Below are 15649 nucleotides of genomic sequence, written 5' to 3' on the forward strand. Positions count from 1 at the left end.
GCCCGTACCGCCGACCCTGCGCTGTTGATCGTGTTCCGGCTCCCGGCGGACCGGACTCACTCGGTCCGGCTTCCAGGTGCCGAAGGACAGTCTGACGTACTCGGCCGACAGCCGGGGCAGATGGGCGGAAGCAAGCCGAACAGATGTCGGGGCCCGGTTGTCCACAGATTTCGCCCAGCCCCACTGTTGATCAAGTCCAGGGCTCTCTATGTGTAGTAGTAGTAGTAGGGCCTGTGGATACCGTGGATAACGTTGTTTTCGCAGGTCAGGGCCCCAATTTTTTCCACAGGTCCTGTGGATGACGGCTGTGGACAACCAGGCGCTCCTGTGGACAACGGAGCGTAATCCACAGGGCACGCTGAGTATCCACAGGTTATCCCCAGCTTCATCCACAGATTCCGGGTGAGTTATCCACGGGCGCCGATCAACATCACGTGACGCCTTTCACACCCAGGCGTGACAAGGGAGTTGATGTTGTCGAACTGTGGATGCAGCTGTGGACAACCTGGGGATAACTCCCCTTTTCCTGTGGACAGCCGGTGGATAACTCTGTGGACCGGCTGACGAGCCCTCAGTTCTCCACAGGCTGTGGATAACCGTTGTGCACAAGTCCCCAGGGGGTTGACCTGCGCGGAAGAGCGTAGCGGCCATCCGGCTGTGGAGAAACCTCGGGATAACTCAGGCCGGTGGACTATGTGGACGGGGAAAACCACCCGATCCTGTGGACAACTTCGCTACGCACTCGAACCGTTCGAATTGCTGCTCAAACGTTCGGTGCGGCGGCTCGCCGATCGACACGCGACTCGAACGGTTCCTGCCCCGCCGGTAGCCCTTCCACACCTCCCGGAAACGCCGAAAGGGGAGCCGGGCCGCTCGGCCCGACTCCCCTGTGCACGCGTCCCCGGCTAGCTCTTGATGCGGTTCGTGAGCTCGGTGACCTGGTTGTAGATGGACCGGCGCTCGGCCATCAGCGAGCGGATCTTGCGGTCCGCGTGCATCACCGTGGTGTGGTCCCGGCCGCCGAACTGCGCGCCGATCTTCGGCAGCGAGAGGTCGGTGAGCTCCCGGCACAGGTACATGGCGATCTGCCGGGCCGTCACCAGCACCCGGCTGCGCGAGGACCCGCACAGGTCCTCCACGCCCAGCCCGAAGTAGGCGGCGGTCTGCTGCATGATCACCTGCGCGGTGATCTCCGGCCCGGCGTCCTCGTCCCCGCCCGGGATCAGGTCCTTGAGGACGATCCCGGCCAGCTCCAGGTCGACCGGCGCCCGATTCAGGTTGGCGAACGCGGTGACCCGGATCAGCGCGCCCTCCAGCTCCCGGATGTTCCGGGTGATCCGGGACGCGATGAACTCCAACACGTCGGCGGGGGCGTTGAGTTGCTCCTGGATCGCCTTCTTGCGAAGGATCGCGATCCGGGTCTCCAGCTCCGGCGGGGTGACGTCGGTGATCAGGCCCCACTCGAAGCGGTTGCGCAGCCGGTCCTCCAGCGTGATCAGCTGCTTGGGCGGCCGGTCCGAGGAGAGCACGATCTGCTTGTTCGCGTTGTGCAGGGTGTTGAAGGTGTGGAAGAACTCCTCCTGCGTCGACTCCTTGCTGGCCAGGAACTGGACGTCGTCGACCAGCAGGATGTCGATGTCCCGGTAGCGCTTGCGGAACGCGTCCGCCTTGCCGTCCCGGATCGAGTTGATGAACTCGTTGGTGAACTCCTCCGAGCTCACGTACCGCACCCGGGTGCCCGGGAACAGGCTGCGCGAGTAGTGCCCGATGGCGTGCAGCAGGTGGGTCTTGCCGAGGCCGGACTCGCCGTAGATGAACAGCGGGTTGTAGGCCTTGGCCGGCGCCTCGGCGACCGCCACCGCCGCGGCGTGCGCGAAGCGGTTGGAGGCGCCGATCACGAAGGTGTCGAAGAGGTACTTGGGGTTCAGCCGGGCGTTCGGCTCGTCCTTGCGCGCCCCCGGTGCGGGTGGCGCGCCGGGCGGGGCCGGGACGCCGGGAGCCGGGGTGCGCTCCACCGGGGCCGGCGGACGCTCGGCCGGCGGACGGGCCGCCGCGGCGCGGCGGGAGGCACCCTGCCGCGGCCGGTCCTCGTCCGGGGAGCCCAGCGCCCCGCCGAACAGGTCGCCCTGCGCGGAGTCCGCCGCGGCCCGGCTGGAGCGCCGCGGCGCGGGGTCCGGCCGCCGGTCCGGCATCACCGGGGGCTCCCAGCTGCTGCCCGGGCCGGCCGGGTACTCGTCGTCCTGGGCCCGGTAGTCGTCCGAGCCGTAGGGGTCCGCGGCCGGGTAGCCCGAGCCGTACGGGGGCCGCTGGTAGTCGCCGCCGGGCTGCCCGGGCCAGCTCCCCGGCTGCTGCCCGGGATAGCCCTCGGAGCCGCCGTAGGGCTGGTCCTGGCGCGGGTGCGGCCACTCGGCGGCGGGCTCCGGCTCGGGTTCGGGTTCGACGAGCGGCACCGGCGGCGCCGGGGGGACGGCGTTGGCGTCCACCATCACGGCGATCCGCACCTGGCGGCCGAACTCCCGGGAGATCGCGTCGGTCAGCTGCGGCAGCAGCCGGCCCTCCAGCACCTGCTTGGCGAACTCGTTCGGCGCCGCGAGCAGGGCGGTGTCGTGCATCATCCACATCGGCTGGGTCCGTCGGACCCAGGTCTTGTCCTTGTCCCCGACATCGCTGTCGTTGACCAGTCGCTCGACGATCCTCGCCCAGACCAAGACGAGATCGCTGTTGACATCAGCCACTGGTACACGCTTTCTCGTTCCCCGGGCGGGGGGAGTCAGGGGAGGTCAAGGGGCGGATCACGGGCTGACCGAGAGCCCAGAACAAAAGAGACAAGTCCTGCAACGGTAGTCAGCGGGCAGATCTGATTCAAGTTGTTGTCCACAGGCTGTGGGCAACGGCGCGACGGCCACCTGGTTTGACCCCCCGACCCGCTCCCGCGTACCGTAACCAGGTCGAGTTGTCGATGGCCGCTGCCGCATGTCCGCGGGTCCGCCCGCTTCCATGACGCGCGCAGCACGGGCGCCGTGGTGGTCCCTCCCAGCAGATCTGGGGCCCGGGACCGGATTTCCCAAGCAGGGGAGATCGCGCGGACGCACGGTGACGGCCAAGCGATTCCCCGTCATCCTACGATTCACCCCAGGAGCCCCCGAGTGAGCAAGCGCACCTTCCAGCCGAACAACCGTCGTCGCGCCAAGACCCACGGCTTCCGGCTGCGGATGCGTACCCGCGCCGGCCGCGCCATCCTGGCGAACCGCCGTGCCAAGGGCCGCACCGCCCTGTCCGCCTGATCCGCGCCAAGGGTCTGCAGTGCTGCCCACCGAGAATCGGCTGCGGCGGCGCCAGGACTTCGCGACCGCGGTGAAACGCGGTCGCCGGGCCGGACGGCCCCTGCTGGTGGTCCACCTCCACAGAGAGGCGGACCCCGTGGGTGCCGCCGACCGGAACAGCGACTCCCGCCCGCACGTCGCCGAGGGGCTTCCTTCGGCGCGTGCGGGTTTCGTCGTGAGCAAGGCAGTGGGTCCGGCGGTCGTCCGCAACCTGGTGAAGCGTCGGCTACGTCACCTGGTCCGCGAACGTCTGTCCCGGTTGCCCGCAGGTAGCCTGATAGTGGTACGCGCGCTGCCGCCGGCAGCGACTGCTTCGTACCCCGACCTCGCGCACGACCTGGACGCGGCCCTGCGCCGCCTGCTCAGGTCGGAGCCGACCGGCAGTGCCCCGACGGGACAAGGGCGATGAAGTACCTGCTGATGGGCCTGATCAGGCTCTACCAGTGGACGATCAGTCCGCTGCTCGGTCCGGTGTGCCGTTACTACCCCTCGTGCTCCCGCTACGGGTACGAGGCGGTGCACGTCCATGGCGCGATCAAGGGCAGTGGCCTGACCGCCTGGCGCATCCTTCGCTGCAATCCGTGGTCTCCCGGTGGGGTCGACCACGTTCCGCCGCGAAAGCACCCGGTGTGGCACCGCCGGCTGCGCAATCTGCTGAGCCCCACGAGCGGGACCGCCGAGCCGGAGCCGGTGGCGAAGCCCGATGTCCAAGGAGTCTGACCGGTGACCTTCGGTTTTCTGAGTCCCCTCTACACAGCGGTGTCCTGGATCATCGTCCAGTTCCACTCGCTGTTCAGCCACGTCTTCGATCCGGACGGCGGCCTGGCGTGGGGCCTGTCCATCGTGATGATGGTGGTCGTCATCCGGATCTGCCTGATCCCGCTGTTCGTGAAGCAGATCAAGGCAACCCGGGCCATGCAGGCGATCCAGCCGAAGATGAAGGCCATCCAGGAGCGCTACAAGAACGACAAGCAGCGCCAGTCCGAAGAGATGATGAAGCTGTACAAGGAGGCGGGCACCAACCCGTTCTCCTCGTGCCTTCCGATCCTCGTGCAGGCGCCGTTCTTCACCGCCCTCTACGGCGTGCTGGCCTCGGTCGCCAACAACAAGCCGATCGGCGTCATCAACAGTGACCTGCTGGTGAGCGCGCAGAAGGCGCACATCTTCGGTGCGCCGCTGTCGGCGAAGTTCGTCGGTGCGGACAGCATCCACATCCAGATCGTCTGCGCGGTCATGATCGTGCTGATGTCGCTGTCGCAGTTCGTCACGCAGCGCCAGCTGATGACCAAGAACATGGACCTCACGGTCAAGACGCCGTTCATGCAGCAGCAGAAGATGCTGATGTACGTCTTCCCGGTCATGTTCGCCGTGATGGGCATCAACTTCCCGGTCGGTGTGCTGGTCTACTGGCTCACCACCAACGTCTGGTCGATGGGCCAGCAGCTGATCGTCATCCGCAACAACCCGACGCCGGGCAGCCAGGCGTGGAACGAGCGCCAGGCCCGGCTGAAGAAGCAGGGCCGGATCAACCCGGACGGTTCGATCAAGAAGGTCGGCCTGATGGCCATGCTCTCCGGGAAGAAGGACGGCGGTGCGCAGGCCCAGGCCGCGGCGGCGGTCGAGGAGAGCGTCCAGGTGCGCCGGCAGCAGCCGCGCAAGCAGAGCAAGGCGCAGCGCCAGGCGACCGCCGCCCACCAGCAGCACGCGGTCGATCTGGAGAAGCCCGTGGAGCCGCAGGACACCGCACCCGACGAGGCGGAGGCCGAGACGGCCGGGGCCGGGCAGTCCGGTGCCAAGTCGGGCGGAGCCAAGCCGGCGGCGCGGCAGGGCGGTCAGCGCCAGCAGCCGCGACGCGGCGGCCAGCAGCGGCCGAAGAAGAAGTAGTCTCCGCGACAACCCTCGTTCTCGGCCCCACCCGAGGGCCCATTCCTGAAGGAGTCCACCTGTGACGGATGGCACCACCTCCGCGGTCGACACCGCCCCGGCCGGTGAGGGCGCTCTCGCGCGTCTGGAGCGTGAGGGTGACATCGCCGCCGACTACCTGGAGGGTCTGCTGGACATCGCGGACCTGGACGGCGACATCGACATGGACGTCGAGGGGGACCGGGCGCTGGTCTCCATCGTCAGCGAGGGCGACGACCGGACGCTGCAGCGGCTGGTCGGGCAGGACGGCGAGGTGCTGGAGGCGCTCCAGGAGCTGACCCGGCTGGCCGTGCACCGGGAGACCGGTGAGCGCAGCCGGTTGATGCTGGACGTGGCCGGCTTCCGCGCGCGCAAGCGGGCCGAGCTGGCGGAGCTGGGCGCCGAGGCGGCCGAGCGGGTCAAGAGCACCGGCGAGCAGGTGAAGCTGCGGCCGATGACCCCGTTCGAGCGCAAGGTGGTGCACGACGCGGTGGCCGCCGCGGGCCTGCGCAGCGAGTCGGAGGGCGAGGAGCCCCAGCGCTGCGTGGTCGTGCTGCCGGCCTGACGCCGGTGGTGCCGTCGGTACGGCGTCCGACCCCGCCCGCCTCGCGCGGGCGGGGTCGTCGCCTTTTCGGCGGAGGGATGTTTCACGTGAAACAGTGCTTGTACGGCGGGTGGATACGACGGTGACTTCGACTGTGGGCGGAGAGGCAGAGATGGACAGGGACGGCGTGGCGTCCGAGGCGGGGCAGGAGTCCGTGGCACCGGTGGAGGGCCCGGCAGCGCCCCCGGAGGCGGCCGGGCGGGTCTTCGGCGACCGGCTGCCGATGGCCGTGCGCTACACCGAGCTGCTGGCCACCGCCGGGGTGCAGCGGGGCCTGATCGGTCCGCGCGAGGTGCCGCGGCTGTGGGACCGGCACGTGCTGAACTGCGCCGTGCTGGCCGAGCTGCTGCCCCAGGGCGTCTCGCTCTGCGACGTCGGCTCGGGCGCCGGTCTGCCCGGCATCCCGGTGGCACTGGCCCGTCCGGACGTCTCGGTGACCCTGCTGGAGCCGCTGCTGCGGCGCACCACCTTCCTGGAGGAGGTGGTGCGCGAGCTCGGGCTGGAGAACGTCACGGTGCTCCGCGGCCGGGCCGAGGAGACGGTGGGCAAGCTGGCGGTGGACGTGGTGACCGCCCGCGCGGTGGCGCCGCTGGACCGGCTGGCCGGCTGGGGGATGCCGCTGCTGCGGCCGTACGGGCAGATGCTGGCGCTGAAGGGCGACACCGCGGAGCAGGAGCTGGCGGAGTCCCGGGCGGCGCTGACCCGGCTCGGTGCGGTGGGGTTCTCGGTGATCGGGGTCGGCGAGGGGGTGCTGGAGACCTCGACCCGGGTGGTGCGGGTGGAGGCGGGGGAGAGCCCCGGCGGGGTCAAGGCGGCCACCCGGCGGGCCAAGGCGGCCCGCGCGGCCGGGCGTGGCGGCAAGGGCGTCGAGGGATCGGCCCGCGGCGGCGGTCGTCGGCGGCGCTGAGTCGGACCAGGTGGGAGCGGGGCGGACGGCCGGGGCGGCCGTCCGCCCCGCTGCGTTGCGCCCGGATGACTCGGAGTGTCGGACCGTCAGATTCCGACATTCCGGGCATCGTGTTTCACGTGAAACATCGCTTCCTGCTCTCCGGCGTATTTGACCAGGGGCTGTCGCGCTTGCTCGGCCGCCTCCAGGCGGCGACTGTCGCCGCTCCGGTTTCACGTGAAACACTGACCCCCATGCAGGACTCGGAGATCGTCGACCAGGTGGATGACACCCCTGTCACATGTGCCGCGCAGGCCGCCGTCCAGGGCGCCGTGCGCCCCGGGGAGGGGCTTCCCCGACCCGCCGCGACCCGGGTGATGGTGGTCGCCAACCAGAAGGGCGGGGTGGGCAAGACCACCACCACCGTCAACATGGCCGCCTCGCTCGCCATGCACGGCCTGCGGGTGCTGGTCATCGACCTCGACCCGCAGGGCAACGCGTCGACCGCGCTCGGCATCGACCACCACGCCGAGGTGCCGTCGATCTACGACGTGCTGGTCGAGGGCCGGCCGCTGGCCGAGGTGGTCCAGCCGGTGGTGGACGTGGAGGGGCTGTTCTGCTGCCCGGCCACCATCGACCTGGCCGGCGCCGAGATCGAGCTGGTCTCGCTGGTGGCCCGGGAGAGCCGGCTGCAGCGCGCCATCGCGGGCTACGAGCAGCCGCTGGACTACATCCTGATCGACTGTCCGCCCTCGCTCGGGCTGCTGACCGTCAACGCCCTGGTGGCCGGCCAGGAGGTGCTGATCCCGATCCAGTGCGAGTACTACGCGCTGGAGGGCCTCGGCCAGCTGCTGCGCAACGTGGAGCTGGTGCGGGCGCACCTCAACCCGGCGCTGCACGTGTCGACCATCCTGCTCACCATGTACGACGCCCGGACCCGGCTGGCCTCCCAGGTCGCCGAGGAGGTGCGGACGCACTTCGAGAACGAGGTGCTGGCCACCGCGATCCCGCGTTCGGTGCGCATCTCCGAGGCCCCGAGCTACGGGCAGACCGTGCTGACCTATGATCCCGGTTCCAGCGGTGCGCTCTCCTACCTGGAGGCGGCGCGCGAGCTGGCGCTGCGGGCGGTCCCCGCGGCGGCCGCCGACGAGGTTCGGGCGGGCGTCGTGGCGGTCGGTGCGCAGCGGAACGGCGCCGGCGAGCTGCCCGCGTCGATGGCACAGCACAGTTCGATGGAGGGCAACCGGTGAGTGGCGCACGCAGGGGTCTGGGCAGGGGTCTTGGGGCGCTGATCCCGGCGACCACGCCGGCCGGCGGGGGAGCTGCTCCCGCACCGGCCGCCGCGCCGGCGGCCGCCGCCGTGGTGGTGCCCACCGACCGCGGCACGGTGGCCGCCAAGGCCGCCGCCGAGAGCCTGCGCGAGCTGGCCGGCGAGCAGGCCCGCAGCGTGCTGGAGTCGGCGCTGGCGCCGGTGAACGGCGCCCGTTTCGCCGAGCTGCCGCTGGACGCGATCAGCCCCAACCCGCGTCAGCCGCGCGAGGTCTTCGACGAGGAGAAGCTGGCCGAGCTGGTCGCCTCGATCAAGGAGGTCGGTCTGCTGCAGCCCGTGGTGGTGCGTCAGACCGGGCCGGAGCGCTACGAGCTGATCATGGGCGAGCGCCGCTGGCGGGCCTCCCAGGAGGCCGGGCTGGAGCTGATCCCGGCGATCGTCCGGGCCACCGAGGACGACAAGCTGCTGCTGGACGCGCTGCTGGAGAACCTGCACCGAGCCGAGCTGAACCCGCTGGAGGAGGCCGCCGCCTACGACCAGCTGCTGCGCGACTTCTCCTGCACCCACGACGAGCTGGCGGACCGGATCGGCCGCTCCCGGGCGCACGTCTCCAACACCCTGCGGCTGATGAAGCTGCCCGCCGCGGTGCAGCGCCGGCTGGCCGCCGGGGTACTGTCCGCCGGGCACGGCCGGGCGCTGCTCACCATCCCGGACACCGCGCGCCAGGAGAAGCTGGCCGAGCGGATCGTGGCGGAGGGCATCTCGGTGCGCAGCACCGAGGAGCTCGCCAAGCTGATGGCCAGTGAGGAGCCGTCCACCCGCAAGCCGGCCTCGCCGAAGGCGGGTCGGCTGATGTCCCCGGCCTTCAACGAGTTGGCGGGGCGGCTCTCCGACCGCTTCGACACCCGGGTGAAGGTGGAGGTCTCACAGCGCGGCGGGAAGCTCGGCAAGGGCAAGGTGGTGCTGGAGTTCGCCTCGGTGGAGGACCTGAACCGGATCCTGGACAGCCTCGCTCCGGGCGAGCAGGGGCTGAACCTCTCGCAGGGCTGAGCCCGCCGCAGGGCGAACAACGGGTGCATGTTTCACGTGAAACGTGCACCCGTTTCGTTGGGCGGAGCAGACTGGACTCCGAGGCCGATTCCCGTGTGGAGGAGGAGGTGTGGGGCGTGGGACGGAGGGTCGTTCCGCTGACGCTGGACAACCTCTCTGATCTGCCGAGTACCTGCCGCTCCTGCGTCTTCTGGGAGCTGGACCCGGTCAGCGGCCGGGCGGCGCAGGACGCGGGCAAGGGGGAGCTGGAGAAGGAGGGGTGGATCTCCGCGGTGCTGCTGGAGTGGGGGTCCTGCGGGCGGGTGGCCTACGTGGACGACCGGCCGGCCGGCTTCGTGCTGTACGCCCCGCCCGCGTACGTGCCGCGCGGGCAGTCCTTCCCGACCAGTCCGATCGCGCCGGACGCGGTGCAGCTGATGGTCTCCCGGGTGCTGCCGGAGTTCCAGGGGCAGGGGCTGGGGCGGGTGTTGGTGCAGTCGGTGGCCAAGGACCTGATCCGGCGCAACTTCCGTGCGATCGAGGCGTTCGGTGCGCTGGGGCGGGAGATCCCGAGCTGTGTGCTGCCGGCCGAGCACCTGTTGGCGGTCGGCTTCAAGACGGTGCGGCCGCACCACCGGTACCCGCGGCTGCGGTTGGAGGCGCGCACCACGCTCTCCTGGAAGGGCGACGTGGAGGGTGCGCTGGAGCGACTGCTCGGGGGTCGGCGCAAGGAACCGGCGCTACGACCCTTCTGAGGGCGTTCCGAGAGCGTGATTCTGTGGGCGGAACGGGCCGGCCGGCGGGCGGGCCGTCAGCTCTCAGGGCTTCCTGACGAAGCCTCGGCGCGGCCCGGAAGGGGTGCGAAACGCCGAGGCGGCCCGGGCGGGTGATCCGCTCGGGCCGCCTCGGCGACGGTGGGCCGTGGCCGACTCAGATGAACTCGGCCAGCTCGCGCAGCAGCGCGGCCTTCGGACGGGCGCCGGTGATGGTCTTCACCAGCTCGCCGCCCTTGTAGACGTTCAGGGTCGGGATGGAGATCACGTTGTACGTGGCGGCCGTCTCCTGGTTGGCGTCCACGTCGAGCTTGGCGACGGTCAGCTTGTCGCCGTGCTCGGACGCGATCTCCTCGAGGATCGGGGCGACCTGGCGGCACGGGCCGCACCAGGTGGCCCAGAAGTCGACCAGGACGGGCTTGTCACTCTTCAGGACCTCGGTGGCGAAGGTCGCGTCGGTTACTTCCTTGGTGGCGCCGGCCACGGGGACTCCTTGGGATCGGAGGAGCGGTACGGGAGGGATAACAACGGCGGGGGCGGTTCTGTTTCACGTGAAACCGGTCCTGCCCCCGACCGGGTGGCGGGGCGCCTGGCCCCGCCTCTGGCGGTCGGTCAGACCGCGACGGCGGCGGTCTCGGCCTCGGCGGAGTCGGTCAGCGCGGCCAGGTAGCGCTCGGCGTCCAGGGCGGCGGAGCAGCCGGTGCCGGCCGCGGTGATCGCCTGGCGGTAGGTGTGGTCGACCACGTCGCCCGCGGCGAAGACGCCCGGGACGTTGGTGCGGGTGGAGGGGGCCTCGACCTTGAGGTAGCCCTCGGCGTCCAGGTCCAGCTGGCCCTTGAACAGGTCGGTGCGCGGGTCGTGGCCGATCGCGATGAACAGGCCGGTGACGGCCAGCTCGCGCAGGTCGCCGGTGTTGGTGTCGCGCAGGGTCAGACCGGTGAGCTTCGGGTCGCCGTGGATCTCCTCGACCGCGCTGTCCCAGGCGAAGGAGATCTTCGGGTCGGCGAACGCGCGCTCCTGCATCGCCTTGGAGGCGCGCAGCGAGTTGCGGCGGTGGACCACGGTGACGCTGCGGGCGAAGCGGGAGAGGAAGGTGGCCTCCTCGAGCGCGGTGTCGCCGCCGCCGACCACCGCGATGTCCTGGTCGCGGAAGAAGAAGCCGTCGCAGGTCGCGCACCAGGAGACGCCGCGGCCGGAGAGCTTGTCCTCGTTGGGCAGGCCGAGCTTGCGGTGCTGCGAGCCGGTGGTGACGATCACGGCGCGGGCGCGGTGCACGTTGCCCTCGGAGTCGGTGACGGTCTTGATGTCGCCCGTGAGGTCGACCGCGACGACGTCGTCCGGGACCAGCTCGGCGCCGAAGCGCTCGGCCTGGGCGCGCATGTTGTCCATCAGCTCGGGGCCCATGATGCCGTCGCGGAAGCCCGGGAAGTTCTCCACCTCGGTGGTGTTCATCAGCGCACCGCCGGCGGTGACCGCGCCCTCGAACACCAGCGGCTGGAGGGAGGCGCGCGCGGTGTACAGCGCAGCGGTGTACCCGGACGGGCCGGAACCGATGATGATCACGTTACGGACGTCGCTCACTGCATCTCCTGGTTGGCATCGCGCCCCGCAGGGGCGGGGGAGGGCGGTCTGCTCCGCCGCCCCGGACAACGACTCACCAGTCTCCCGCATTCCCAGGCCCCGACGCACCCAGCGCCCGCACTCTGGGCGTGGACGGCCCGGATGGCGGAGGAATCAGGGGGCCGGGACGGTGCTGTGCAACAGGATCGCCGAGCCGGGGCAGTCCGGGGTGGCGAGGTAGACGTCCAGCCGGTCGGCCTGACCGGGCAGCCGGTAGACCAGTGCCAGCACAGGTCGCCCCTGGTAGCTGCCGGCCCCGGTGGCCACCGGCTGCTCGCCGGTGTGCCCGGCGGCGGCCAGCACGCACGGTGCGGCGGCCGGGCCGCCGAGGGGCTGCGAGTCGGCCGGGCCGATCTGCTCGGTCGGTCGGGCGGGCAGCAGACGGCGGATCTGCTCCGGGAGCTGCTCGGCGCGGAAGTCCGTCGTGCCCGCGGCGGCGCCCTCGGTCGGCTGGGTGTGCGGGGTCCTCGGCGCGGTGGTGCTCGCCGCCGCGCCGTCGGCCAACGAAGGCCGGGCGGCGACGTCCTTGGCAGCACTGGCGGTGGACGCACCCTGCTGCGACCCGGGCAGGTTCAGCAGTACGCCGCCCAGGGTGAGTGCGGCGGCGACCGCGGCGGTGACGAGCAGGATCGCCGTGGTGCGGCGACGACGGCGGGGTGGGCGGCCCGGGCCGGTGGCGGCGGGGGCGGTGCCCGCAGGGCGGCCGGCGGTCTGCGGGCCACCGGACGGGCCACCGGATGGGGCTGCGGTCGGGACTGCGGTCGGGACTGCGGGTCGGGTCTCGCGGCGGGCGGCCGACTCGGCGGCGAGGGCGGCGTTGAGGCGGTCCGCGACGTCCTCCGGCATCGGGGGAGCCGGGGCCGCGGCGAGCAGCTCGGGCAGCCCGCAGAGGGCGGCGTAGTCGTCCGCGCAGGAGGGGCAGCTGGCGAGGTGGCGGTGGAGCTGCTCGGCCTGCTCGGGCGGGAGCAGGTCCTCGGCGAGGTCGGCGAGGGCATCCAGGCCGGGGTGGTCGGAAGGCGGCTGCGGCGTCATCGCGGGGTCGCATCTCCTTCCAGCGCGGGTGCGGGATCCGTGGGTGGGACGGGGGAGGGCCGGTTCGGGTTCCCGTCGCCCGATGTTTCACGTGAAACGGGGGCACCGGGCGACGCGGTTTCCTGTGCGACGGGCGCGGCGGTCGGGTTGGAGCGTGGCGATGTTTCACGTGAAACATCGCCCGGGACACCCGGGGCATCGGTTTCACGTGAAACAACGGAGGGTCTGGAGCCGGCAGGAGCGGCGGCGGTGGTTTCACGTGAAACGGTGACCGGTCCGGAGGTGGCGGTGCGGGCCGCCGGGCCGAGGTGGCGCAGCAGGGGCAGCAGCCGGGCTCGGCCGCGGGCGCAGCGGCTCTTCACGGTGCCGACCGGGACACCGAGGAGCTCGGCCGCCTCGGCGACCGAGTAGCCCTGCATGTCGACGAGGACCAGCGCGGCCCGCTGCTCGGTGGGGAGGGCGGCCAGCGCGTCGGCCACCTCGCGGCGGGTCTCGGCGCGGACCGCGTGGTGCTCGGCCCCCTCGGCGGTGCCGAGCGCGCCGTCCAGCGGGCGGGGGTCCTGGTCGAGCGAGTCGGCGCGGCGGACGGCGCTCTTGCGGGCCCGGTCCAGGCAGGCGTTGACCACGATCCGGTGCAGCCAGGTGGTGACCGCCGAGCGGCCCTGGAAGCCACCGGCTGCGCGGAAGGCGGAGACCAGGGCGTCCTGGAGCGCGTCGGCGGCCTCCTCGCGGTCGCCGAGGGTGCGCATCGCGACGGCCCAGAGCCGGTCGCGGTGCCGGTGCACCAGCCGTCCGAAGGCGTCCGGGTCGCCCGCCGTGTGTCGGGCGAGCAGTTCGGCGTCGCTGGGCTCCTCGGCCATCCGCCCCCTCCTCGCGGTCCGGCCGTCCGCTCCGGGGGCCGTGGTTCACATCGTTGGGGATGCGGCGGAACGGATCAAGAGGCGGACGGGGATCCGGCCCGGTCCGACCGGATCCCCGTCCGCGTCAGCCGTTGACCTGGATCTCGGCGACCTTGCCGCGGTAGCCGCCGCCGGTGTCGTCGGCGGGGATGCTGGTGATCCACAGCAGGAGGTACCGGGTGGTGACCGCGGCGTCCGGCTTGAGGGTGACCTTGTTGCCGGAGCCGCTGGCCACCGCGTTGCCGAAGGTGCGCAGGCCGTTCTCGTCCGCGCCGGGTGCGGTGGTCGTGCCGGTCGGGGCGGCCTTCAGTTCGACCTTGTGGTCTCCGATGAACTGGACGTCGACCGAGCCGACCTGGCGGGCCGAGCCGAGGTCGATCAGCACACCGGTGCCGGCCCGGAAGGCGCCGAACGGGTCGTTGTAGCGCTGCGTGGTCCACGCGGTGGTGGGATTGCCGTCGAGCGTCCCGGGGAGCTCGCTGGCGTGCTCGTCCTTGTTGTCGCCGAGGGCGTTGAACGGGGCGAGCGCGGAGATGGTGAGCTTGCCGCCGGTCGGGGTGGCGGAGGGGGTCGGGGTGGGCGCGGGGGCGGTGTGCCCGCTGGTGGGCTGGCCGGTGCGGTTGACGTACTCCACCAGCTGCCAGGAGCCGACCATCACGGCGCCGAGCGCGACCAGCGAGGCGGTCCACCGGGCGACCCGGCGCAGGCCGCGGCCGCGCAGCGTGGGGCGGGCGGCGGGCGGGGCCGGGGCGGGCTCGACCCGCGGGAGCACCTGGGTCGGCGTGCTGGTGGCGTAGCGCGGCCGGGCGGCGGCGGGCAGCGCGCGCAGCGGGGCGGGGGCGGACTGCTCCGGCGGCCGGATCTTCGGCAGCTCCGCGATCGCCTCGGCCAGCTCGGCCGGGCTGGTGATCGGCTCCCGGTGGTGCGGCGGCTGGTCGCACAGGATCCGCGCGGCGAGCTCGGAGAGGCCCTTGTGGACGCCCGCCCGGACCTGGTCCGGCGGGACGCAGCCGAGCCCCTTCGGCAGCCCCTGGAGGTCGTAGCGGTCCTCCGGGTAGGGCCAGCGGTGGGTGAGCGCGGCGAACAGCAGCGCCCCGATCGCCCGCACGTCGGTCAGCGCGGCGTCCTCGGTGGGCAGTCCGCGCAGCGCGGCGTCGACCGCGATGCCGTTGATCCGGTACTGGCCGCCGTCGGTGCGCAGCACGCACTTGGGGGTGAGCCGCAGGTGCGCCTGGCCGCGCTGGTGGGCGGCGGCGATCGCGTCGGTGACCTGACGCACCATCTGGTAGGCGTCGTACGGCTCCAGCGGTCCGGCCGCGAGCAGCTCGCCGAGGTCGGAGGCGCCGGGCAGCCACTCGCGGATCACGTAGACCAGCTCGCCCTCCTGCACCGCGTCCAGCACCTGGACGAAGCGCGGGTCGCCGAGCAGGGCGGCGCTGCGGGCGGCGGTGAGCACCGACTTGGCGCGCTGGTGGCCGGCCGAGAGCAGGTGGACGCCGACCGCGCGGCGGAGCTTCTCGTCGACCGCGCGCCAGCTGCTGAAGGTGTCCGACTGGGAGATGCACTCCTCCAGCCGGTAGCGGCCGGCGATCTTGTCGCCGCTGTGCCGCGCCGGGGCGGGCAGTACCGCGGGCAGGGTGCCGGTGTCGGCGTCCAGGGTCGCGGTGCTGGTCGGCGGGGCGGGCTCGGACGGCTCGACCGGCGGCAGCGGGCGGCGGACGCCACGGCTCTTGCGAGCCGCGGTCTCGGCACGGCCGCCCTTGGCGACGAGTTCGGCGGCGATCTCCTGCGCGGAGAGCGGGGCGGTGGCCTCGGCGGGCCGTTCGGCGACCGGCGGAGCCGCGGGCTGCTCGGGCTCCGCCGACTGCTCCTCCGCGTCCTCAGCCGCGTCCTCGGCCGCGTCCTCGGCCGCGTCCGCGTCCGCGCTCGGCTGCGGGTCGTCCCCGAGGGGGTGCTCGTCGTCCTCGGCCGACGTATCGTCCTCGGCCGACGTATCGTCCTCGGCCGTCGCGTCGTCGTCAGCCGTCACGTCGTCCTCCGCCGGTTCGTCCGCGTCGGCTCCCGGGGTGGCGGGGCGTCGAGCTTCGGGGGCGGGCTCCGGGGCGGATACGTCCGGGAGTTCGCCCAGTGCCATGGCCAACGCCGCTTCGTCCGCCTGGGACGTGTCGACGATCGCCTTGGTGCCGTCAGCCACCGTGCTCCTGCCTCCCCTTGTGTCGACCGATCCCGTCGGGGACGGTCGACGATCCGTTGCCGGAGTGGTCAACCCGTGCCAGGTCAATTGTGCCCACTCTTGGTCCCCAGGTACGAC

Annotated in this window: 14 protein-coding genes and 1 pseudogene; 9 read left to right on the forward strand and 6 right to left on the reverse strand. The window is 71.9% G+C overall.

All coding sequences use genetic code 11. The features are described from left to right. Nucleotides 1-905 precede the first annotated feature (905 nt). Nucleotides 906-2735, reverse strand: a complete 1830-nt coding sequence (dnaA, locus tag ACWD4U_RS23050) for a chromosomal replication initiator protein DnaA (protein WP_363455768.1) — start codon at nt 2733-2735, stop codon at nt 906-908. Between the two features lie 411 nt (nt 2736-3146). Here dnaA and rpmH point away from each other — a divergent pair, with 411 nt between their 5' ends. From rpmH to ACWD4U_RS23095, 9 genes are all read left to right on the forward strand, one after another. Further along, entirely contained in the window at nt 3147-3284 is a 138-nt protein-coding gene (gene rpmH, locus ACWD4U_RS23055; protein WP_033214180.1) for a 50S ribosomal protein L34, read from the forward strand. 19 nt (nt 3285-3303) lie between these two features. Next, nucleotides 3304-3732, forward strand: coding sequence for a ribonuclease P protein component (rnpA, locus tag ACWD4U_RS23060; RefSeq protein ID WP_363455765.1), 429 nt, complete (start codon nt 3304-3306; stop codon nt 3730-3732). Next, complete coding sequence (gene yidD / locus ACWD4U_RS23065) at nt 3729-4043, forward strand: membrane protein insertion efficiency factor YidD (RefSeq protein ID WP_363455762.1); 315 nt, start codon at nt 3729-3731, stop codon at nt 4041-4043. Before rnpA ends, yidD begins: the two co-directional genes overlap by 4 nt. Nucleotides 4044-4046: 3 nt before the next feature. Further along, nucleotides 4047-5207, forward strand: a complete 1161-nt coding sequence (yidC, locus tag ACWD4U_RS23070; protein WP_363455760.1) for a membrane protein insertase YidC — start codon at nt 4047-4049, stop codon at nt 5205-5207. Between the two features lie 61 nt (nt 5208-5268). Then, on the forward strand, nt 5269-5790 hold the full coding sequence (locus ACWD4U_RS23075) for a Jag family protein (protein ID WP_363455757.1): 522 nt from the start codon (nt 5269-5271) through the stop codon (nt 5788-5790). 151 nt (nt 5791-5941) lie between these two features. Continuing rightward, nucleotides 5942-6736: a 16S rRNA (guanine(527)-N(7))-methyltransferase RsmG gene (gene rsmG, locus ACWD4U_RS23080; protein WP_363455755.1), complete on the forward strand. Its 795-nt coding sequence runs from the start codon at nt 5942-5944 to the stop codon at nt 6734-6736. A 260-nt stretch (nt 6737-6996) separates the two neighbouring features. Further along, nucleotides 6997-7965 (forward strand): ParA family protein, encoded by a 969-nt coding sequence (locus tag ACWD4U_RS23085; RefSeq protein WP_363455871.1) that lies wholly within the window; start codon nt 6997-6999, stop codon nt 7963-7965. Then, nucleotides 7962-9035, forward strand: coding sequence for a ParB/RepB/Spo0J family partition protein (locus tag ACWD4U_RS23090; protein WP_363455752.1), 1074 nt, complete (start codon nt 7962-7964; stop codon nt 9033-9035). The genes ACWD4U_RS23085 and ACWD4U_RS23090 overlap by 4 nt, the downstream gene beginning before the upstream one ends. A gap of 116 nt (nt 9036-9151) precedes the next feature. Next, nucleotides 9152-9769 carry a GNAT family N-acetyltransferase gene (locus ACWD4U_RS23095; RefSeq protein ID WP_363455749.1) on the forward strand — a complete coding sequence of 206 codons (618 nt, stop codon included), beginning with the start codon at nt 9152-9154 and terminating at the stop codon, nt 9767-9769. A 175-nt stretch (nt 9770-9944) separates the two neighbouring features. Here the strand turns inward: ACWD4U_RS23095 and trxA are convergent, their stop codons facing one another. The 5 genes and pseudogenes from trxA to ACWD4U_RS23120 form a co-directional block, all read right to left on the reverse strand. Next, complete coding sequence (gene trxA, locus ACWD4U_RS23100) at nt 9945-10271, reverse strand: thioredoxin (RefSeq protein WP_363455747.1); 327 nt, start codon at nt 10269-10271, stop codon at nt 9945-9947. A 128-nt stretch (nt 10272-10399) separates the two neighbouring features. Next, nucleotides 10400-11368 carry a thioredoxin-disulfide reductase gene (gene trxB, locus ACWD4U_RS23105; protein WP_363455745.1) on the reverse strand — a complete coding sequence of 323 codons (969 nt, stop codon included), beginning with the start codon at nt 11366-11368 and terminating at the stop codon, nt 10400-10402. A gap of 153 nt (nt 11369-11521) precedes the next feature. Continuing rightward, the gene (locus ACWD4U_RS23110) at nt 11522-12439 is read right to left on the reverse strand and encodes a zf-HC2 domain-containing protein (protein ID WP_363455743.1); all 918 of its coding nucleotides are present in this window, start codon (nt 12437-12439) and stop codon (nt 11522-11524) included. A gap of 221 nt (nt 12440-12660) precedes the next feature. Continuing rightward, nucleotides 12661-13299, reverse strand: a pseudogene (gene sigM, locus ACWD4U_RS23115) (RNA polymerase sigma factor SigM); the annotation flags it as partial. Between the two features lie 124 nt (nt 13300-13423). After that, a complete protein-coding gene (locus ACWD4U_RS23120; protein ID WP_363455741.1) occupies nt 13424-15532 on the reverse strand; it encodes a serine/threonine protein kinase in 2109 nt (702 codons plus the stop codon). Nucleotides 15533-15649 lie beyond the last annotated feature (117 nt).

The sequence above is a fragment of the Kitasatospora sp. NPDC002522 genome (assembly GCF_053595195.1).